The organism is Pseudomonas sp. GW821-FHT09C10 (assembly GCF_059418085.1).
Window position 1 is genome coordinate 72,679 of the sequence record NZ_JBWKPE010000010.1, and the last position, 19,841, is coordinate 92,519.

General features: G+C 63.4%; 15 protein-coding genes. 9 read left to right on the forward strand and 6 right to left on the reverse strand.

All coding sequences use genetic code 11. The annotated features are described in order from the left end of the window. Positions 1 to 169 precede the first annotated feature (169 nt). Positions 170 to 1,426, forward strand: coding sequence for a 3-phosphoshikimate 1-carboxyvinyltransferase (aroA, locus tag AC07OT_RS19350; RefSeq protein ID WP_141157586.1), 1,257 nt, complete (start codon positions 170 to 172; stop codon positions 1,424 to 1,426). 32 nt (positions 1,427 to 1,458) lie between these two features. Then, a complete protein-coding gene (locus tag AC07OT_RS19355; RefSeq protein ID WP_065941293.1) occupies positions 1,459 to 1,848 on the forward strand; it encodes a hypothetical protein in 390 nt (129 codons plus the stop codon). 1 nt (position 1,849) lies between these two features. On the opposite strand, the gene AC07OT_RS19360 is transcribed toward AC07OT_RS19355, so the two are convergent. Beyond that, positions 1,850 to 2,449: an NAD(P)H-dependent oxidoreductase gene (locus tag AC07OT_RS19360; RefSeq protein WP_065941292.1), complete on the reverse strand. Its 600-nt coding sequence runs from the start codon at positions 2,447 to 2,449 to the stop codon at positions 1,850 to 1,852. Between the two features lie 72 nt (positions 2,450 to 2,521). On the opposite strand from AC07OT_RS19360, the gene AC07OT_RS19365 reads away from it, so the two are divergent. Continuing rightward, positions 2,522 to 3,115: a TetR/AcrR family transcriptional regulator gene (locus AC07OT_RS19365; RefSeq protein ID WP_495108805.1), complete on the forward strand. Its 594-nt coding sequence runs from the start codon at positions 2,522 to 2,524 to the stop codon at positions 3,113 to 3,115. A gap of 221 nt (positions 3,116 to 3,336) precedes the next feature. Here AC07OT_RS19365 and AC07OT_RS19370 read toward each other — a convergent pair whose 3' ends face one another. Both AC07OT_RS19370 and AC07OT_RS19375 read right to left on the reverse strand, forming a co-directional pair. Beyond that, positions 3,337 to 4,002, reverse strand: a complete 666-nt coding sequence (locus tag AC07OT_RS19370; protein WP_092488582.1) for a GNAT family N-acetyltransferase — start codon at positions 4,000 to 4,002, stop codon at positions 3,337 to 3,339. Positions 4,003 to 4,057: 55 nt separating this feature from the next. Then, a complete protein-coding gene (locus AC07OT_RS19375) occupies positions 4,058 to 4,942 on the reverse strand; it encodes a LysR family transcriptional regulator (protein ID WP_495108806.1) in 885 nt (294 codons plus the stop codon). Between the two features lie 113 nt (positions 4,943 to 5,055). On the opposite strand from AC07OT_RS19375, the gene AC07OT_RS19380 reads away from it, so the two are divergent. The 6 genes from AC07OT_RS19380 (at position 5,056) to AC07OT_RS19405 (ending at position 13,004) form a co-directional block, all read left to right on the forward strand. Further along, entirely contained in the window at positions 5,056 to 6,279 is a 1,224-nt protein-coding gene (locus AC07OT_RS19380) for an MFS transporter (RefSeq protein WP_495108807.1), read from the forward strand. Positions 6,280 to 6,317: 38 nt separating this feature from the next. Next, a complete protein-coding gene (locus AC07OT_RS19385) occupies positions 6,318 to 7,028 on the forward strand; it encodes a FadR/GntR family transcriptional regulator (protein WP_495108808.1) in 711 nt (236 codons plus the stop codon). Between the two features lie 108 nt (positions 7,029 to 7,136). Beyond that, positions 7,137 to 8,330 (forward strand): L-2-hydroxyglutarate oxidase, encoded by a 1,194-nt coding sequence (gene lhgO / locus AC07OT_RS19390; protein ID WP_141157581.1) that lies wholly within the window; start codon positions 7,137 to 7,139, stop codon positions 8,328 to 8,330. 57 nt (positions 8,331 to 8,387) lie between these two features. Further along, positions 8,388 to 9,713, forward strand: a complete 1,326-nt coding sequence (locus AC07OT_RS19395) for an MFS transporter (protein ID WP_141157580.1) — start codon at positions 8,388 to 8,390, stop codon at positions 9,711 to 9,713. A gap of 81 nt (positions 9,714 to 9,794) precedes the next feature. Beyond that, positions 9,795 to 10,646: a CAP domain-containing protein gene (locus AC07OT_RS19400; RefSeq protein ID WP_495108809.1), complete on the forward strand. Its 852-nt coding sequence runs from the start codon at positions 9,795 to 9,797 to the stop codon at positions 10,644 to 10,646. 171 nt (positions 10,647 to 10,817) lie between these two features. Continuing rightward, the gene (locus AC07OT_RS19405) at positions 10,818 to 13,004 is read left to right on the forward strand and encodes a GAF domain-containing hybrid sensor histidine kinase/response regulator (protein ID WP_495108810.1); all 2,187 of its coding nucleotides are present in this window, start codon (positions 10,818 to 10,820) and stop codon (positions 13,002 to 13,004) included. Positions 13,005 to 13,012: 8 nt separating this feature from the next. On the opposite strand, the gene AC07OT_RS19410 is transcribed toward AC07OT_RS19405, so the two are convergent. Genes AC07OT_RS19410 through treS form a run of 3 tightly spaced genes read right to left on the reverse strand, consistent with a single transcriptional unit; the run spans position 13,013 to position 19,812 of the window. Beyond that, positions 13,013 to 14,179: a GGDEF domain-containing protein gene (locus AC07OT_RS19410; protein ID WP_495108811.1), complete on the reverse strand. Its 1,167-nt coding sequence runs from the start codon at positions 14,177 to 14,179 to the stop codon at positions 13,013 to 13,015. Positions 14,180 to 14,230: 51 nt separating this feature from the next. Then, on the reverse strand, positions 14,231 to 16,468 hold the full coding sequence (gene glgB, locus AC07OT_RS19415) for a 1,4-alpha-glucan branching protein GlgB (RefSeq protein ID WP_141157577.1): 2,238 nt from the start codon (positions 16,466 to 16,468) through the stop codon (positions 14,231 to 14,233). Beyond that, positions 16,465 to 19,812 carry a maltose alpha-D-glucosyltransferase gene (gene treS / locus AC07OT_RS19420; RefSeq protein WP_495108812.1) on the reverse strand — a complete coding sequence of 1,116 codons (3,348 nt, stop codon included), beginning with the start codon at positions 19,810 to 19,812 and terminating at the stop codon, positions 16,465 to 16,467. Before treS ends, glgB begins: the two co-directional genes overlap by 4 nt. Between the last annotated feature and the right edge of the window lie 29 nt (positions 19,813 to 19,841).

Here is a 19,841-nt window from a genome sequence, read left to right on the forward strand (position 1 = left end):
GGTTCGGGCGTACGCCTACCTAGGCAAGGGCCATCTGCCTACAGGCCTTGTCCTGTAACAACCCACGGTGGTTGATTCCCCGCTCGACAAGCACTGCATCTATGCCCGATTATTCGGTTCCGCCCGTTGGCCGCGCCAGCCACCTTGCCTTGACCAGGAGCCTTGCACCTTGAGTTCGCAGAAAACCGTGACCGTTACACCGCCCAACTTCCCCCTGAATGGCAAGGTCGCGCCCCCCGGCTCCAAATCCATTACCAACCGCGCCCTGCTGCTGGCGGCCCTGGCCAAGGGCACCAGCCGCCTGAGCGGCGCCCTGAAGAGCGATGACACCCGGCATATGTCGGTGGCCCTGCGCCAGATGGGCGTGACCATCGACGAGCCGGACGACACCACCTTCGTGGTCACCGGCACCGGCAAGCTGCAATTGCCGGCGCAGCCGTTGTTCCTCGGCAATGCCGGCACCGCGATGCGCTTCCTGACGGCCGCCGTGGCTACCGTGCAAGGCACCGTGGTACTGGACGGCGACGACTATATGCAAAAACGCCCGATCGGCCCGTTGCTGGCCACCCTCGGCCAGAACGGCATCCGGGTCGACAGCCCGACCGGTTGCCCACCGGTGACGGTGCACGGCGTGGGCAAGGTCCAGGCCAAGCGCTTCGAGATCGACGGCGGCCTGTCCAGCCAGTATGTATCGGCCCTGTTGATGCTGGCCGCGTGCGGCGAAGCGCCGATTGAAGTGGCACTGACCGGCAAGGACATCGGCGCCCGTGGCTACGTGGACCTGACCCTGGACTGCATGCGGGCCTTCGGTGCGCAGGTCGATGTGGTCGACGACACCACCTGGCGCGTGGCCCCCACCGGCTACACCGCCCATGATTACCTGATCGAACCCGACGCGTCCGCCGCCACCTACTTGTGGGCTGCCGAAGTGTTGACCGGCGGCCGTATCGACATCGGCGTGGCCGCCCACGCCTTCACCCAACCGGACGCCAAGGCCCAGGCGGTGATCGCGCAGTTCCCGAATATGCAGGCCACCGTGGTGGGTTCGCAGATGCAGGACGCGATCCCGACCCTGGCGGTCCTGGCTGCCTTCAATAACACCCCGGTGCGCTTCACGGAGCTGGCCAACCTGCGGGTCAAGGAATGCGATCGCGTACAGGCCCTGCATGACGGCCTCAATGCGATCCGTCCGGGCCTCGCCAGCATTGAAGGCGATGACCTGCTGGTCGCGGCCGACCCGGCGCTGGCCGGCACGTCGTGCAACGCCCTGATCGACACCCATGCCGACCACCGCATCGCCATGTGCTTTGCGCTGGCGGGGTTGAAAATCGCGGGTATCCGCATTCAGGACCCGGACTGCGTGGCCAAGACCTATCCTGGGTACTGGAAGGCCCTGGGCAGCCTGGGGGTCGCGTTGAGCGACTGACTCGCCCGCGCCGGAATGGGGAGGTAAGGATCATGACCATTCGCCAACCCTGCCCACCCGGCGCCTGTGTCTGCGACCGTGAACAACTGCTGGAGGCGCCCGGCGCCGACCTGCGTATCCTCAGCCTGACACGCCAGGAAGAAAAACGCCTGGTCGAGCGCCTGGAAAACCTGCAAAGCCTGCAAGACCTGGAGCGCATGCAACAGCGGATGCACGAGCTATTGGGCATCCGCGTGCATATCGCTCCGGGGCACACCGAGGTCAAGAGCATGCGCGGCATCCAGATCGTCATCGACGAGCTGCCAGGCATGTGCCGCAAGACCCGGCAAGCGATCCCGGCGGCGATTCGCCGGGGCCTGGAGAAAAACCCGGAAATTGCCTACCGCCTGCTGGACGCCCACGACCTGTTTCGCGAAGGTTGAATCAACCGGCAACCGTCTCGGCCTCGAACAGCCTCTGCCCGACCGCCTTCGCCGTCTTCAGATGCGCCGGGGCTGCGCCGCCTTCCGAATCCAGCAACAGCTCGGACGTCACCACCTTCGCCCCGCAGTAATCGAAGATGCCGTAGTCGATCTGGGTACGCATCGCCTTGGCATAGCCATGGCGGTCAAACGCGCTGTCATCCGCACCGCCGAGGGCCAGCAAGTGCACCTGCAAATGCCGCAGTTTTTTCACCACCGGGGTATCCGGGCCGTAGTCGATCGCCCAGCCGTTGACGAACACGCGGTCGACCCAGCCCTTGAGCAGGCCCGGCAGCGACCACCAGTAGATCGGGAACGCCAGCACCAGGGCATCGGCGCGCTCGATGCGCGCCTGTTCCGCCAGCACGTCGGCCGGGGGCGTGGCTTGGGTGCGGTGTACCCGGTGATCGGCGGCGGTGTAGCGCGGGTCGAAGCCTTCGGCGGCGAGGTCGGCGATTTCAAAGGTGTGGCCCGCAGCAGTCAGGCCGGCAGCCACCTGCGCGGCCACGGCGTGGGTGAGGGATTGTGGGTCGTGATGGGCAACGACGATGAGTGCGTGCATGACTTTGACTCCGTTTGGGTTTAAGCTACTTTTGGTAAGTTAACGCCATCAAGTTACTTTTGGTATATAAGCATGTCAAGCCCTGAATCCCCTGCCCCACGTCGTCGCCTGTCCCGTGAAGATCGCCTGCGTCAGTTATTGGAGGTGGCCTGGCAGCTGGTGCGCGAGGAAGGCACCGAAGCCCTGACCCTGGGCCGCCTGGCGGAACTGGCCGGCGTCACCAAACCGGTGGTCTACGACCATTTCGTCACCCGTGCCGGGCTGCTCGCCGCGCTGTATGAAGACTTCGACGCGCGTCAGACCCAAGTGTTTGCCGAAGCCCTCGACGCCAGCCGCGCGACCTTGGAAGAACGCGCCGGGGTGATCGCCTCGTGCTATGTCGATTGCGTGTTATTGCAGGGCCGGGAAATTCCGGGGGTGATTGCCGCACTGAGCAGTTCGCCGGAGCTGGAAGCGCTCAAGCATAAGTACGAGGCGATTTTTCTCGACAAATGCCGCGACGCACTGGGGCCCTTTGGCCAGGTTTCACAGCCAGGATTACGGGCGATGCTGGGCGCTGCGGAAGCGTTGTCCTACGCTGCGGCCAGTGGCGAGATCAGCCGTGAAGAGGCGCAAGATGAGTTGTTGGCGACCATCCTGGCAATGGTCAACCGCGCACGGCGTTGAAGGCTGAAGAAGCTTCTGTGGTGAGCGGGCTTGCCCCGCGCTGGGCTGCGAAGCGGCCCCGATAAGAGCGCTGCAGTGTGCCAGGCAGCTCCGGGGCTGTTTCTGGGGCCGCTTCGCAGCCCAGCGCGGGGCAAGCCCGCTCACCACAACAAGCCCGCCCACCACAGAGGCAAGCGCACCACAGAAGCCCGCTCACCACAAAAAAAGCCAACCAGGCCAGGCTAACGCCCTGCCACAAACAGCTGGACCTTGCGGGCCAGTTGATCGAGGTGCCGATCACGCTGTTTCTCGGCATCCACCATCGCCCGCTTGCCGTGTTTTTGCAGCAGGTAGGTATGGATCTGGCGTACCTCCAGCGAACTATAGATCGCCGCCACATCCAACACGCCCATCAAGCCATCGGTGCCGTAGTCCCGGGTATTCATCAACACCTGGGTGCCCCGCGCACCCCGCACTTGAAACCCCATGGCCTCGAAGGCCGCTACCTTCTCCACGGCACAGGCCAACTCGGCATGGGGATAGCGCGCCAGCACGTCCGCCATCATCCCGCGCGCCACACCCTGGCGCCGGAAACCAGCCTGCACCGCCATAAAGGCGATGCCACAGGCTTCAGGATCATCTTTCACCGGCAGGTACAGGCAAAAGCCAATCACCTGCTCCTCGAGCATCGCCACGATCAACTCAACAGCAATCCCCTTCGACCCGCCCACTGCCTCCAGGTACAGGTGCACCTCAAAGCCGATGGCGTATTGGTAAATGTTGTAGAGCAGGTTGCTCGGCGGCAGTGCGACGCTGCTGATGTCGGTGAGGTTGTCCACCACCATCTGCAGGATCTGGGCATTGATGGGCTCGGGGCACGGAGTGGTGTAGCGGGTAAGGCTGAACATGCAGATTCCTGGGTTTCGCGTCAAGGCAGCGGCGATTGTACCTGTTGCAGGCCGTTCAGTGCCCGCACACATCACGCACGCACCCGCGCAACCAGCGGTGGGCCAGGTCGGCATCCAGCCGCGGATGCCAGAGCATCGCCACAGTGAACGGTGCCAGCATCAACGGCAACGCAAAGCTGTACAGGCCTTCGCGCTGTTGGGCGGTGTAGCGTTCGGGCACGCTGGCAATCAGGTCGGTGTCGCGGGCCAGGGCGATGGCCGTGGCGAACCCGGCGACGATGGTGCCGATCTGCCGCGTCAAGCCCAGGGCGTCAAGCCCATCGTCGATCTGGCCGCGCTCCTGCCCGCGCCGCGAGACGTAGACGTGCCGCCCCTGGGCAAACCGCTCGGCACTGATGTCGCCCTTGCTCAAGGGATGGCCGCTGCGCACCACGCCAATCAAACGGTCGCGAAACAGCGCCTGGGTCAGCACTTCGGGGCTGGCGTTGGGGTCGACCACACCGGTCTCCAGGTCGACGCTGCCTTCGCGCAGCAACGTGCTGTCCTTGTCGGTCTTGCTGACGAAACGCAGGCGTACACCAGGCGCCTCCCGTGCGATGCGCGCCAGCAACGCGGGACCGAAGTTTTCGACGAACTCTTCACTGGTGCGCAAGGTGAAGGTGCGCTCCACCTGGGCCAGGTCCAGGGCGTGTGCCGGGCGCAGCACCGCATGGGCGTCCTGCACCAGGCGGCTGACCTGCTCACGCAATGCCTGCGCCCGCGGCGTCGGTACCAGCCCGCGCCCGGCGCGGACCAACAGCGGATCGCCGGTGGTCTCGCGCAAGCGCGCCAGCGCCCGGCTCATGGCCGAGGGGCTCAACTGCAAGCGCTTGGCCGCTCGGGCGACACTGCCTTCGGCCAGCAAGACATCCAGGGTGATCAGCAGATTAAAGTCGGGCATGGGCGCTCCTTAGCAGGCGTTTGACGCAGGTATTAACTGCAAACCTTGCGTCTTCCGCCATGTTAGGCCAGGCCGTAGATTTGTGACAGTTGCGTCCACCCAAGGAATCTTCCATGCATACGTCTTCACGCGGCGGCCTTGCCAGCCTGTCGCTGTCCATGTTGCTCGCCGCCCTCGGCACCAGCATCGCCAATGTCGGCCTGCCCAGCCTGGTACAGGCATTCGATGCGTCGTTTCATGCCGTGCAGTGGGTGGTGCTGGCCTACCTGATGGCGATCACGCTGGTGATCGTGAGTGCGGGCCGCCTGGGCGACCGCCTGGGCCGGCGTCGGCTGTTGCTCGCCGGGTTATTGCTGTTCGCGCTGGCCTGCGGGCTGTGCAGTGCGGCGCCGACATTGAATGGGCTGATTGCCGCACGCGCGCTGCAAGGGCTCGGTGCCGCCGTGATGATGGCCATGGCCCTGGGAATGGTCGGTGATACGGTGCCTCCGGAGCGTACCGGCCGCGCAATGGGCCTGCTGGGCACGCTGTCGGCAGTCGGCACGGCACTGGGGCCGAGTGTCGGTGGGGTGTTAGTGAGCCTATGGGGTTGGCGGGCCCTGTTTCTGGCGGGTGCGCCCCTGGGATTAGTAGCCTTCGTCCTTGCCTGGCGCTGTTTGCCCCTTGATCGCCGCCACGGGCGATTGCCTGCACAGGCCGGGTTCTGGCGCGCCCTGGAGGACGCGTCGTTGCGCAGTCGCCTGGCCATGAGCGCGTTGGTCAGCGCGGTGATCATGGCCACCTTTGTGGTCGGGCCGTTCTATCTGTCCCAAGGCCTGGGGCTCGCGCCTGAATGCATGGGCCTGGCCATGGCGGTCGGGCCGTGTGTCGCGGCGCTGACCGGCGTACCGGCGGGGCGCCTCACCGACCGCCTGGGCAGCCGGCACATGACCCTCGCGGGGCAGGGCACCCTGCTCGGCGGTGCGCTGCTGCTGGCGCTGGCCTCAGGACTGCCGGCCTACCTGGGTTCGCTGGTGATCCTGACGGCGGGCTACAGCCTGTTCCAGACCGCCAACAACACCGCTGTGATGAAGGCCGCACAGGGCACCAACCGAGGCACGCTCTCGGGTTGGCTGAACCTGTCGCGCAACCTCGGGCTGATTGGCGGCGCATCGGCACTGGGCACGGTGTTCGCCTGGGCAACCCCTGATGTCACCCATGGCACCCCGCAATCAGTCGCAGATGGCCTGCACACAACCTTTGGCGTCGCCGCCGGTTTGATCCTGCTCGCCCTGGCCATCGCAAGGGGTCGCGTGGACAGCCAGCAGCACGCAAACATTGACAAGCTAAAATCGTAACGACTATTGTCTGACAACCTGATCACCAAGGTTGTCCCATGCTTGAGCTTCAACGTCCCGATTCGCTTGTCGTGCGGGTTGTCAGTGCGATCCGCGCAGAAATCGACGCCGGCGAGCTACCGCCCGAATCGCGCCTGCCCACCGAACAGCAACTGGCCGAACAGCTCAACGTCAGCCGCTCCGTGGTGCGCGAGGCCATTGCCCAGCTCAAGGCCGACGGTGTCATCACCGCGCGCCGGGGCTTGGGCTCGTTCATTTCCCAGACGCCTGCCGGCACGGTATTCCGCTTTCCCCTGCCGAACGGACGGCGCCCCGACCTGGCGCAGATGTTTGAAGTGCGCCTGTGGATCGAGACCCAGGCCGCCGCGATTGCCGCCCAGCGCCGCGACGACGCCGATCTGGTACGCATGAAAAGCGCCTTGCAGGACATGCAGGACAACCGCGACAACTTCGAAGCCGCCGCCCTGGCCGACGTGGAGTTCCACCGGGCCATCGCTGACGCGAGCAAGAATGACTACTTCGTAGCCTTCCATGACTTCCTGCGCAGCCAACTGGCCAGCGCGCGCAAGACCGCCTGGGAAAACTCCGCGTCACGCTTTGTGACCGGTTCTGCCGATGCCACCCAGGAACACCAACTGCTTTACCTGGCCATTGCCGACGGTGACGCCCAGCGCGCCGCCGCCAACGCCGAGGCCCACCTGCGTGCGGCGGCGCGGCGCCTGAGCTTGGAGTTGCCCGCCAAGCACTGAAGGATTTCACCCGTTTGAAGCGTGTCCCGGACACGCCATTTTTTTAACAAAACCATTAGTCTGACAACCTGATAAGCAGACCAAAATGGACAGCCCTAGGTACCCGCAATGATTCACGACTTTTGCATTATCGGCGGCGGCATCGTCGGCCTCGCCACCGCGATGGCACTGCTCAAGCGCCAGCCCGGCGCGTCCCTGGTGATCCTCGAGAAAGAACCGGTGCTGGCCAGGCACCAGACCGGCCACAACAGCGGCGTGATCCACGCTGGCATCTACTACGCACCCGGCAGCCTCAAGGCCGACCTGTGCAAGCGCGGCGCCGAAGCCACCAAGCAGTTCTGTACCGAGCACGGCATCAAGTTCGAGGTCTGCGGCAAGCTGCTGGTGGCCTCAAGCCCCCTGGAAATGCAGCGAATGGAAGCGCTGTATGCCCGCGCCCAACTCAACGGCATGCAGGTCGAACGCCTGGATGCCGACCAATTGCGCCAGCGTGAACCGAACATCGTCGGCCTGGGCGGGCTGTTCCTGGACGCCACCGGCATCGTCGATTATCGCCAGGTGTGCGAGACCATGGCCCGAGTGATCCGCCGCAGCGGTGGCGAGATCTGCCTGGAGCGCACCGTCACCGGCATCCGCGAAAGCAGCGATCACGTCACCATCAACACCCACGGCGAAACATGGCAGGCGCGCCACCTGGTGGTCTGCGCCGGGCTGCAGTCGGACCGTCTGGCGCGGCTGGCCGGGGTAAAGATCGACCACCAGATCATCCCGTTTCGCGGCGAGTACTTCCGCCTGCCGGCCGCCAAGAACAACATCGTCAACCACCTGATCTACCCGATTCCAGACCCGCAGCTGCCGTTCCTCGGCGTGCACCTCACGCGCATGATCGACGGCAGCGTGACCGTCGGCCCGAATGCCGTGCTGGGCCTGGGTCGCGAGAACTACCGCAAGTTCTCGGTCAACTGGCGCGACGTGGCGCAGTACGCCAGCTTCCCCGGCTTCTGGAAAACCCTTTGGCAAAACCTCGGTTCAGGCACCACCGAGATGAAGAATTCGCTGTTCAAGTCCGGCTATTTGGAGCAATGCCGCAAGTATTGCCCGTCGCTGAACCTCGACGACCTGCTGCCCTACGAAGCCGGCATTCGCGCCCAGGCCGTGATGCGCGACGGCAGCCTGGTGCACGATTTCCTGTTCGCCCAGACCCCGCGAATGCTCCACGTCTGCAACGCGCCTTCGCCGGCCGCCACATCAGCCATGCCGATCGGCGCGATGATCGCCGACCGCCTGTTCACGCCCGAGTAACCCCCGCACCACACGTCCATTTGACAATAACTACAAAGACCCAGAAGGAAGTACAGCATGACGGCATCCGCCCCCCTCTCCGGCACCGAAACGCCCGAGCAAACGCGCAAACGCCTGCGCAAAGTCGCAGCGGCAACCATCTTTGGCTCGATGTTGGAGTGGTACGACTTTTACCTGTACGCCACCATGGCGGCCATTGTGTTCTCGAAGATCTTCTTCGATAACAGCGATCCGAAGGCAGCCACGCTGATGGCCTTCTCCACCTTCGCCATCGGCTTTATTGCACGCCCGTTCGGCGGCATCCTGTTTGGCTACCTGGGCGACAAGTTCGGGCGCAAACAGGTACTGGTGCTGACCTTCTGCCTGATGGGCGTGTGCACCACGCTGATCGGCCTGATCCCCAGCTACGCCTCCATCGGCATCTGGGCACCGATCGTGCTGGTGTTTATCCGCATCATCCAGGGCCTGGGCGCCGGCGCCGAGCTGTCGGGGGCGGCAGTCACCTCCTACGAACACGCCGCCCAGGGCAAGCGTGGCAGCCAGGGTGCGTGGCCCGCACTGGGCCTGAACCTGGGCCTGTTGCTGTCGTCGCTTACCGTGTACCTGCTGACCATCAACGGCAATGAATTCCTCCTGGCCGGTGGCTGGCGCATTCCGTTTATCTGCAGCATCGTCCTGGTCGGCGTCGGCCTGTGGGTGCGTAACAGCATTCCGGAAACCCCCGAGTTCAAGGAACTGACCAAAGCAGCCGCCAAGGCCAAGGCTTCGCCCCTGAAAGCCTTGTTCAAGAACGACCTGAAGGGCCTCGCCGTGGTGTTCTTCGTTGCCATTGGCTACAACGCCCTGAGCTACATCTTCAAGACCTTCTCCCTGGCCTACCTGACCCAGTTCAAAGGCGTGGATGTACACGTCACCTCGCTGTCGGTGACCATCGCCAGCCTGATCGCCATCGTCGCCGTGCCGTGTTTCGGCTGGCTCTGCGACAAGTGGAGCAGCAAGCTTGTGCTGATCCTCGGTGGGGTCTGCTCGCTGCTGTTCGCCTACCCGTTCCTGGCCCTGCTCAATACCGGCGAAAGCCTGATGATCTACATCGCCATCGGCGTCGGTACCGGCATCCTGGCGCCGATGATGTTTGCCCCACAAGGTTCGTTCCTCAGCCGCCAGTTCCCGACCCAGACCCGCTCTTCGGGCTTCGGCACCGGGCGCGAAATCGGCACGGCCATCGCCGGTGGCCTGGCGCCGCTGGGCGCCCTGTCGATGGTGGCGGCATCGGCCACCCACTCCACCGATGGCGTGGTGATCATCCTCGGCATATCCGCGCTGCTGGTGGTGGTGTTTGCCTTGTGCGACCAGGGCCGCAAACACTCTGCATTCAAGAACTGAGCAAAAAAGTTCGGACCAACGGGTGCATGGACGCACCCACATCGCGCATCATGGGCACTTTCAAGCTCAAGGGTAACGTCCATGCGCGTTCTGTCATTGATGATGGGTCTTACGACGCTGGCCGCCAGTACGGTGTTCTGCGCCAGCGCGATGGCGAATGAAGAAAGTCAGTTGGTGCAACAGATCAACGAGTACCGCAGCCAGGTGCAGCGCTGCGGCGACCAGGGTTCCCAGGAACTGCCGCCGCTGGCCAACGATACACGGCTGGTGCTGCCGGCCAGTAACGTCGGCGACCTGCAGCAGGCCCTGGCCCGTGCCGCGTACCCGATGGTCAATGTGCAGGCCATCAGCCTGTCCGGGCCCAAGGACGCCCAGGCAGCCATGAAAGCCGTGCGCGAGAGTTTCTGCCGGGTGGTGCTGGACCCGCAATTCGTCGACATCGGCGTGAGCAACAGCGGCCAGGACTGGCGCATCGTGCTGGCCCGCCCGTTGCTATCCAGCGGCCTGGGCGATTGGCAAACCGAAGGCCGCAAGCTGCTCGACCTGATCAATGCCGCCCGTACACAACCGCGCCAGTGCGGCACCCAGGCGTTTACCGCGACCACACCATTGTCGTGGAACGAGGAGTTGGCCGGGGCCGCCAACAGCCATACGCGCAACATGGCCAACGGCAATTTCTTCGACCACCTGGACCACGACGGCCGCACGCCTGGCGACCGCGCCGAACTGGCCGGGTATATCGCGAAGAACATCGGCGAAAACATCGCCGCCGGCCTGGACACCCCGCGCAAGGTGGTCGACGGCTGGCTCGCCAGCCCGGGTCATTGCGCCAACCTGATGAACCCGCAATTTCGCGAATTGGGCGCAGCCTATGCCATGGACCCGAAGAGTGACGCGGGCATTTACTGGACGGGTTTATTCGGCGCGCAATAAGGTGGGGTAGTCGTCCGATAGCGCTGAACTCGGGCTATTCAAACGAGTGGAGAATCAAATTGCCATCTATCGAATAATTCGGCTGAACTGGTAGCGCTCAAGCGGGTCTGTAGCTTTGCGCCGGATCCTGACAGGCGCGCCGAAGATTCTGAAAAACAAGGTGTTTCCCGAATGATGAATTGGCTGCAAAGCAGCAGCGACATGGCCGAACAGGTGCGCCAGCATGATTGGGCCAATTCACCTCTCGGTCCATTGGAGCAGTGGCCAGACGTTTTGAAGACGACGGTCGCGCTGTGTTTCGCGTCGAGCTTTCCCCAGGCGATTGTCTGGGGTCCGCAGCTGATCACGCTCTACAACGATGCGTTTATCCCGATCCTGGGCAGCAAGCCCTACGCGTTGGGGCGCCCGTTCAACGAAGTGTGGGCCGAGGTGTGGGATGACGTCAGCCCTATCGCCAACGCCGCCTTCGAGGGCCACGCCACCTATATCGAAAACTTTCCCCTGGTGATTGAACGCGGCCCGAGGCGGGAGCAGGCGTACTTCACCTTCTGCTACAGCCCGATCCGCGATCCCCAAGGCAAGGTGGTCGGCATGCTCGACACCGTCACCGAGACCACCGCCACGGTGTTCCTGGCACGCCGCCTGGCGGTGCTGGACGCCATCGGCAACGCGGTGGCCAACGCCGCCGATGCCGAAGCCATCATGACCAGCACCACCCGGTTGCTGGCCGAACACCTGCAGGTGAGCAATTGCGCCTACGCCGACATGGACGCCGATGAGGACGGCTTTACCATTCGAGACAATTGGACCGCGCCCGGCTCGCCCAGCATTATCGGCCGCTACAGCCTGGCGGCATTCGGCGAGATGGCCGTCAACTGCCTGCGCGCCGGCGAGCCCCTGGTGATCCACGACAATCTGCGCGAGTTGCCGCCCACAGAGTCCGCCACCTTCCAGGCCCTGGGGGTGACGGCGACGATCTGCATGCCGCTGATCAAGAACGGTCGCCTGACGGCCCTGATGGCCGTCCATGACAAAAATCCACGCCCCTGGTCTCCTTACGACCTGGCCCTGTTGCGGGAGGTCACCGAGCGCTCCTGGGCGCATATCGAGCGCGTGCGTGCCGATGCCGATGTGCGCAAGGGCCTGGCGGCCTATGCCGAACTGAACACCACGCTGGAACAGCGCGTCGAAGAACGCACCCTGGCGCTGGCCAAGGCCGAAGCCGCGCTGCGCCAGTCGCAGAAACTCGAAGCCATCGGCCAACTCACCGGCGGCGTGGCCCATGACTTCAACAACCTGCTGACCATCATTCGCTCATCGGTGGACTTCCTGCGTCAGCCAGACCTGTCGGAACAGCGTCGCCAGCGCTATATGGGCGCGGTGGCGGATACCGTAGAGCGGGCCAGCAAGTTGACCAGCCAATTGCTCGCCTTTGCCCGCCGCCAACCGCTGAACCCGGAAGTCTTTGACGTGGGCCAGCGCGTACAGAACATCGGCGAGATGCTGGAGAGCGTCACAGGCGCGCGCATTCATGTACGTGTCGAGATGCCTTCGCAGCCGTGTTTTGCGCGGATCGATGCCAGCCAGTTTGAAACCGCACTGATCAACATCGCCCTCAATGCACGGGACGCAATGGAGGGCCAGGGCACCCTGACCCTGAAAGTCCTCGGGGCACAGCCGTTGCCCCATATTCGCGGTGACGCCGGGTCGGGTAAGGCGTATGTCGCCATTTCGCTCGCCGATACCGGCCCCGGCATTCCCGAAGACACCGTCGAACGCATTTTCGAGCCGTTCTTCACCACCAAGGCGGTGGGTAAAGGCACCGGCCTGGGCCTGTCGCAAGTCTTCGGCTTCGCCAAGCAGTCGGGGGGCAATATCGATGTGACCAGCACGCCCGGCCAAGGCAGCGTATTCACCTTGTATCTGCCCCAGGTCGAAGCCGAAGCAGCGCTGCCCCCCCCCTGCGAGGAAACACCGGCTTCGTCCCACGACACATCACAGTGCCGGGTGCTGATTGTGGAGGACAACCTGGAGATCGGGCGGTTTGCCAGCCAGATTCTTCAAGACCTGGGCTATCAGGCCACCTGGGTGACCGATGCCGAACAGGCCCTGACCCTTGCCGGGCACGATGGGAGTGCCTTCGATGTGATCTTCTCCGACGTGGTCATGCCCGGTATCACCGGCGTCGCCATGGCCAAGCTGCTGCGCCAGCGTCGGGCGGACCTGCCGGTGATACTGACCTCGGGCTACAGCGAAGAGCTGGCTGATAATGGCTATGACGGCTTCGAGTTCCTGCCCAAGCCTTACTCTGCCGAGCAGGTTTCGCGGGTATTGATCAAAGCCATGCACAGGGACTGAGCCGCGCCCTACTCCGCCACGGCCACCTGGTTGCGGCCCAGCGCCTTGGCCCGGTACAGCGCTTTGTCGGCGCTGTTCATCAGGCCGTGCAAGTCCTCGTCCACGGCATGGGTGAACGCCACCCCAAGGCTGGCTGACAGCCCCTTGACCGGCTCGGCGGCCAAACCGGCGATAGCCTTGATCAGGCCCTCGGCGATAGTGCGCGCGGTGTCCAACGACGTATTGGGCAACAACACCGCAAACTCTTCGCCGCCCAAGCGCCCATACACATCGGCCTTGCGGAACGACGCACTGATCACCCCGCCAATCTGGCGCAACACCTGATCACCGGCCTGGTGCCCATAGGTGTCGTTGATTTGCTTGAAGTGGTCCATGTCCATCATCAGCGCGCACAGCGGCTGCTGGTTATGACGGCATTGCGCATACAGCAATTGTGCATGTTCGAAAAATGCCCGGCGGTTCATCAGGCCGGTCAGCTCATCGGTCTGTGCGGCACGGGTCGAGATGTTATGGGCCCGTTCCATTTGCCGGGTCAGGCGAAAGGCTTTCTCCAGTGCATCGGACAACTTGCGCGTGGCACTGGCCACAAACGTGGAAAACACCAGGACCGCGATGCCGATGCCCACTTGCATCGATGTCGGCTGGAACAACAGCCACAAGGTGCACGGCAGCAACACCAGGCCGATGGACACCAGGGTCATGTAGCGATAGGCCGAATAACACGACACGGCACTGACCGACATCCCCACGGTGAACAGCATCACCAGCGCCTGGGACAACCGATCATCGGGGGGCATCAGCGCGAGTGCCCCAGCCCCCCAAATGCTCGCGGACAGTACCAGCGTGACCCAGTAGCGGCGCTCCCAGCGGTCCGGGGTGCGTTCGCTGTTGGGGCAGCGGAACCAGTCCAGGAACATCTTGACCCGCAGCAGCGACGAGGCACCCAGCAGCACCAGCCACACCAGCATCAACGTGTGATCGAAGCGCTCCCAGCACAGCCAGCAGAGCATGGCGGCTGCCATGTAGCTGCCGAAAATGGCTGCAAATGACTGGCGAAACAACTGGTGCAAACGGTCGGTTCGCACCTGCTCCTCTATAACGCAATCCTGGTCCTGCTCACGCTCAAGGCCATTCATGAAATGTGCTCGATTCGACTGCCATGACAAAGGCGCCATTGTGGCACCCTGCCAGCAGCGTGGACAACTGAATCCAGCAAGGTAGAGCCTTTAACTCGCCTCAGGCCGCAAAATCAGCACCCCCAACGGCGGCAGGTTCAACGACAGCGACACCGGTTGCCCATGGCGTGGCTCATCCTCGGTGAACACGCCACCACCATTGCCATAATTGGAACCCGCATAGGTGTCGGCGTCGCTGTTGATTACCTCGCTCCAACGCCCACCGAACGGTACGCCCACCTTGTAGGCCTCACGGGGCACCGGGGTGAAATTGGCCACCACCAGCACCGGCTTGCCGTCCTTGCTCCAGCGCAGCCAGGCGTAGACGCTGTTGATCGCGTCGTCGCCGATCAGCCACTGGAAACCCTGGGGCGCATCATCCTGCTCGTGCAGGGCCGGCTCTTCGCGATACAGGCGGTTCAAGTCACCCACCAGCTTTTGCACGCCTTTGTGCTCGGCGTACTGCAGCAAGTACCAGTCCAGTTGCTGGTCGTGGTTCCACTCGCGCCACTGGCCGAATTCGCAGCCCATGAACAGCAGCTTCTTGCCCGGATGCATCCACATGAACGTCAGGTAGGCGCGCAGGTTGGCAAACTTCTGCCAGCGGTCGCCGGGCATCTTGTCGATCAGCGAGTGTTTACCGTGCACCACTTCATCGTGGGAAATCGGCAGGATGAAACGCTCGGACCACGCATACACCAGGCCGAAGCTCAGCTCGTTATGGTGGTGGGCGCGGTAGACCGGGTCTTGCTGGATGTAATGCAAAGAATCGTGCATCCAGCCCATGTTCCACTTGTAGTTGAAGCCCAGGCCGCCCTGTTGGGTGGGCTGGCTGACGCCGGGCCAGGCGGTGGACTCTTCGGCGATCACCAGCGCGCCGGGCGCCTCCAGTGCTACCACGTCGTTCAAGTGGCGCAGGAAGTCGATGGCTTCCAGGTTCTCGCGCCCGCCATGGCGGTTGGGCACCCATTCGCCGGCCTTGCGCGAATAGTCGCGGTACAGCATCGACGCCACCGCATCCACGCGCAGCCCATCAATGTGGAAGTGTTTGAGCCAATGCAGCGCCGAGGCCAGCATGAAGCCGTGGACCTCAGTGCGGCCCAGGTTGTAGATCAACGTGTCCCAGTCCTGGTGGAAGCCTTCCAGCGGGTTAGCGTATTCATACAACGCAGTGCCGTCGAATTGCGCCAGGCCGTGGGTGTCGGTGGGGAAATGCGCCGGCACCCAGTCGAGGATCACGCCGATGTCGGCCTGATGGAGTGCGTTGACGAAATAGGCGAAATCCTCCGGCGAACCAAAACGCGCCGTCGGTGCGAACTGCGACAGCGCCTGGTAACCCCACGAACCGCCGAACGGGTGTTCCATGATCGGCATCAATTCGACATGGGTGAAGCCCAGTTGCTGCACATACGGCACCAACCGCTCCGCCAGCTCGCGCCAGGTGTACTGGCGCGCCACTTCGCCGGCCTCGTCCAGCTCGCACTGCCAGGAGCCCACGTGCAGCTCGTAGATCGACAGCGGCGCCGTGGCCTTCTGGCGCTCGACCCGCGCTTGCATCCACTCATGGTCCTGCCAGTCCACCTGCAACGGCGCGGCGACTTTCGAGGCGGTATCGGGTGGCAACTGGGTCGCCAGCGCCATCGGGTCGGCCTTGAGCGGCAGAATCCCGTGGGCGCCGAGGATTTCGTACTTGTAGGCGGCGCCAGGTTGCAGGCGTGGAATAAAGATTTCCCACACGCCCGACGGATGCCGCAGGCGCATCGGGTGGCGGCGGCCGTCCCAGATATTGAAGTCCCCCACCACCGAGACCCGCCGCGCATTCGGCGCCCACACGGCAAAACGCACGCCGTCTACGCCATCGACGCTGGTCACCTGGGCCCCCAGGCAACTGCTGAGATCACGGTGGTTACCTTCGGCGAACAGGTACAGGTCCATCTCCCCCAGCAACAGTTGCTGGAAGCTGTAAGGGTCTTCGGTGATCTGCTCGCCACCGGCCCACTGGATTTTCAGCAAGTACGCCTGGCGGGTGTTGAACTGCCCGACGAACAGCCCCGGCACCTGGGTCGCATCCAGGCTGCCGATCTGTTCACCGCCATCGCGGCTCAACACCTGGACACTCAAGGCTTCCGGCAGGAACGCGCGGATAAATTGGCCGCCCTGCTCGTCATCGTGTGGCCCGAGAATGGAAAACGGGTCGTGGTGCTCCGCGCGCACCAGCGCTTCGACGTCCTTGGACGCCGGCATGGCTGTCAACTTCGGTTGCAGCGGTTCTTTATTCGTAAAGCTCATGACGTCTCCCCACCGCGTGCAGTGTTCGATTTAGATGTAATCCCGCTCAACAACCCGTGCAAGCCCTGCAGGGGCACCGGCAACCAGGTCGGGCGGTTTTCCGCTTCGTACGCTACCTCATACGCGGCCTTCTCCAGGCTGAACAACGTCAGCGCGGCGTCCTGGCCCTTGGCATCCTGCCAGTCATGCGCCAGTGTAGACGCAGCGGCCTGATAAGCCTGGATAAATGCCTGGCGGGCCTCTTTCAGGTAGCGATCGGTCACGCGTCTGCGCGCCTGATCCGCTGCGGGCGAGTGATCCACCCCTTGTACGTTCAAGGCCATGGCCGCCGCATAGTCAAAGGAGCGCAACACGCCGCTCACATCTTTATACGGGCTGTGCTTGCCGCGCCGTTCATGCAACGGCCGCGCGGGTTCGCCTTCAAAGTCGATCAGGTAGGCATCGCCCTTCACCACCAGCACCTGGCCCAGGTGCAAGTCACCATGAACGCGAATGCGCAGCCCGCCCAAGGTGGCTTTCGACAGCGCCTGGACATGCGCGCCGATGGCTTTTTTCTGCGCCAGCAATTCACTGACCAGCGCCTGATCGGCAGGGTTCAATTGGCTTTGATGCAGCTTGAGCAATTGCAATGCACGGTCGATCTGCGCGCCAACGTCCTTGGCCCAGGCTTGGGTATCCTTGGCGCTGGTCAGTTCGGGCTTGAAGTCCTTATTGGTCGTTTTGGCACCCAGTACCCCGTGCATTTCACCCAGGCGCTGGCCGAGCAGCCCGGCGAAGTCCGCCAGCTCGCCCAGTGCGTTGTAATGCTGTTCCTGTTCGGAGATGGCCTCGGCCAGTTCATCGCGAATGGCACGTTCCAGGTTGTTCTGGGTCCAGCTCCATGCGTCACCCTGGTTGCTCAAGTAGCCCTGGGCGATCATCAGCAGGTTGTCCTCGCCGGCGCCATCATGGCGAATCACCGAGCCCATCAGCGGCGAGATATTCGGATAACCCGCCTGCGTCAGGTAGGCGCTCATTTCCAGCTCCGGGTGCACCCCGGCGCTGACTTTGCGGATCAGCTTGAGCACCAGGCTCTCGCCCACCACCACCGAGCTGTTGGACTGCTCGGCAGACAAGTAACGCACCGGCGACTCGTCCGTCAGTTGCAGCGTGTCCAAGTGTGGCGTGGCTTCAAAACGCAGGTCGCCGTCGCTGCCGTTCAATACGGTACCGGCCTGCAGACCTTGGATCACCGCGCGGATAAAGTGCTCCAGGCTGAAGGCGTCCGTCACCAGGCCCACCTGACGCACCCGCCGTACGCGGGCCAGGGCCAACTGTTGCGGCAAGGCGCTGGTGAACTGATCTTCGCCAAGAAAACCGAACGGCAGCTGATAACGGCTGACCTGGCCACCTGCGATCACTTCCAGCTCGCTGAGCAAGACCGGGTGCTGCGGGTCGCCAAAGCGCACACCGTAGGCGATGCGCACGCTGTCGATGGCGGTGTCCTTGCCGGCAAACCAACGGCGCTTGGGCAGCCAGGCGGGCAGCGAGGTCTGTTCGAGGGTGGTGCGACAGGGTTCGTCGAGCAGCTCTTCCATGCGTTTTTTCAGCACCAGGGTGGTGAAGTCCGGCATGCTTTGCGCCGGCTCCACGTGCCAGCTGGGCATCTGGTTTTCCGCCGCCAGCACGAACCAATAGAAGCCATACGGCGCCAGGGTCAGCAGGAAATTCAATTGGCCGATGGGCGGGAACGCATTGCCGCCGAGCATCTCCACCGGGACCATGCCGGCAAAGGCCGACAGGTCCAGCTCGGCCGCCTGGGCGCTGCGCGAGACGTTGGCCACGCACAGGATGATTTCGTTGCGCCCGTCTTCGCCGGTGAATTCGCGGGTATACGCCAGGATGCGGCGATTGCTTGGGGAGAGCATTTTCAGGCTGCCGCGCCCAAACGCCTTGGACTGCTTGCGCACCGCCAGCATGCGGCGGGTCCAGTTCAGCAGCGAGTGCGGGTCCTGGGCCTGGGTTTCGACGTTGACCGACAGGTAGCCGTATTGCGGATCCATGATCGGTGGCAGCACCAAGCTGGCCGGGTCGGCGCGGGAGAAACCGCCGTTGCGGTCGATGGACCATTGCATCGGCGTGCGCACGCCATCGCGGTCGCCGAGGTAGATATTGTCGCCCATGCCGATTTCGTCGCCGTAATACAGGGTCGGCGTGCCGGGCATCGACAGCAGCAGGCTGTTGAGCAACTCGACCCGGCGACGGTCGCGCTCCATCAAGGGCGCCAGGCGCCGGCGAATGCCCAGGTTGATGCGTGCGCGGCGGTCAGCGGCGTAGTAGTTCCACAGGTAGTCGCGCTCTTTATCGGTGACCATTTCCAGGGTCAGCTCATCGTGGTTGCGCAGGAAGATCGCCCATTGGCAATTGGCGGGGATCTCCGGCGTCTGGCGCAGGATATCGGTGATCGGGAAGCGATCCTCCTGGGCCAGCGCCATGTACATGCGCGGCATCAGCGGGAAGTGAAACGCCATGTGGCATTCGTCGCCGTCATCGCCCTTGCGGTCGCCGAAATACAGTTGCGTGTCTTCCGGCCATTGGTTGGCCTCGGCGAGCAGCATGCGGTCGGGGTAATGGGCGTCGATCTCGGCGCGGATCTGCTTAAGGACGTCGTGGGTTTCCGGCAGGTTTTCGTTGTTGGTGCCATCGCGCTCGATCAGGTAAGGGATGGCGTCCAGGCGCAGGCCGTCGATGCCCATGTCCAGCCAGTAGCGCATCACCGACAGCACGGCTTTCATCACCTGCGGGTTGTCGAAATTGAGGTCCGGCTGGTGGGAATAAAAACGGTGCCAGAAGTACTGGCCGGCGACCGGGTCCCAGGTCCAGTTGGACTTTTCGGTGTCGAGGAAAATGATGCGAGTGCCGTCGTATTTCTGGTCGTCATCGGACCACACGTAGAAGTCCCGCGCCGCCGAACCCGGCTTGGCCTTGCGTGCCCTCTGGAACCACGGGTGCTGGTCGGAGGTGTGGTTGATCACCAGCTCAGTGATGACCCGCAACCCGCGCTTGTGGGCCTCGGCGATAAAGCGCCGGGCATCGGCCATGGTTCCGTAGTCGCTGTGCACGCCCCGGTATTCGGCAATGTCATAGCCGTCATCGCGGCGTGGCGAGGGGTAGAACGGCAGCAGCCAGATGGTGTTGACGCCCAGGTCGGCGATGTAGTCGAGCTTGGCGATCAGGCCGGGAAAATCACCGATGCCGTCGTTGTTGGAGTCGAAATAGGATTTGACGTGAACCTGGTAGATCACCGCGTCCTTGTACCAGAGCGGGTCCTTGATGAAGGTGGCAGCCTTGGGTTTCTTCGCCATTGGAAACTCCTGAAATACTCGAAAAATCG

Excerpts from the sequence above, each read along its gene's own strand:
- AC07OT_RS19355 (WP_065941293.1), top strand. The coding sequence starts at position 1,459 with ATGACCATTCGCCAACCCTGCCCACCCGGCGCCTGTGTCTGCGACCGT.
- AC07OT_RS19360 (WP_065941292.1), bottom strand. The coding sequence starts at position 2,449 with ATGCACGCACTCATCGTCGTTGCCCATCACGACCCACAATCCCTCACC.
- AC07OT_RS19365 (WP_495108805.1), top strand. The coding sequence starts at position 2,522 with ATGTCAAGCCCTGAATCCCCTGCCCCACGTCGTCGCCTGTCCCGTGAA.
- AC07OT_RS19370 (WP_092488582.1), bottom strand. The coding sequence starts at position 4,002 with ATGTTCAGCCTTACCCGCTACACCACTCCGTGCCCCGAGCCCATCAAT.
- AC07OT_RS19375 (WP_495108806.1), bottom strand. The coding sequence starts at position 4,942 with ATGCCCGACTTTAATCTGCTGATCACCCTGGATGTCTTGCTGGCCGAA.
- AC07OT_RS19380 (WP_495108807.1), top strand. The coding sequence starts at position 5,056 with ATGCATACGTCTTCACGCGGCGGCCTTGCCAGCCTGTCGCTGTCCATG.
- AC07OT_RS19385 (WP_495108808.1), top strand. The coding sequence starts at position 6,318 with ATGCTTGAGCTTCAACGTCCCGATTCGCTTGTCGTGCGGGTTGTCAGT.
- lhgO (WP_141157581.1), top strand. The coding sequence starts at position 7,137 with ATGATTCACGACTTTTGCATTATCGGCGGCGGCATCGTCGGCCTCGCC.
- AC07OT_RS19395 (WP_141157580.1), top strand. The coding sequence starts at position 8,388 with ATGACGGCATCCGCCCCCCTCTCCGGCACCGAAACGCCCGAGCAAACG.
- AC07OT_RS19400 (WP_495108809.1), top strand. The coding sequence starts at position 9,795 with ATGCGCGTTCTGTCATTGATGATGGGTCTTACGACGCTGGCCGCCAGT.
- AC07OT_RS19405 (WP_495108810.1), top strand. The coding sequence starts at position 10,818 with ATGATGAATTGGCTGCAAAGCAGCAGCGACATGGCCGAACAGGTGCGC.
- AC07OT_RS19410 (WP_495108811.1), bottom strand. The coding sequence starts at position 14,179 with ATGGCGCCTTTGTCATGGCAGTCGAATCGAGCACATTTCATGAATGGC.
- glgB (WP_141157577.1), bottom strand. The coding sequence starts at position 16,468 with ATGAGCTTTACGAATAAAGAACCGCTGCAACCGAAGTTGACAGCCATG.
- treS (WP_495108812.1), bottom strand. The coding sequence starts at position 19,812 with ATGGCGAAGAAACCCAAGGCTGCCACCTTCATCAAGGACCCGCTCTGG.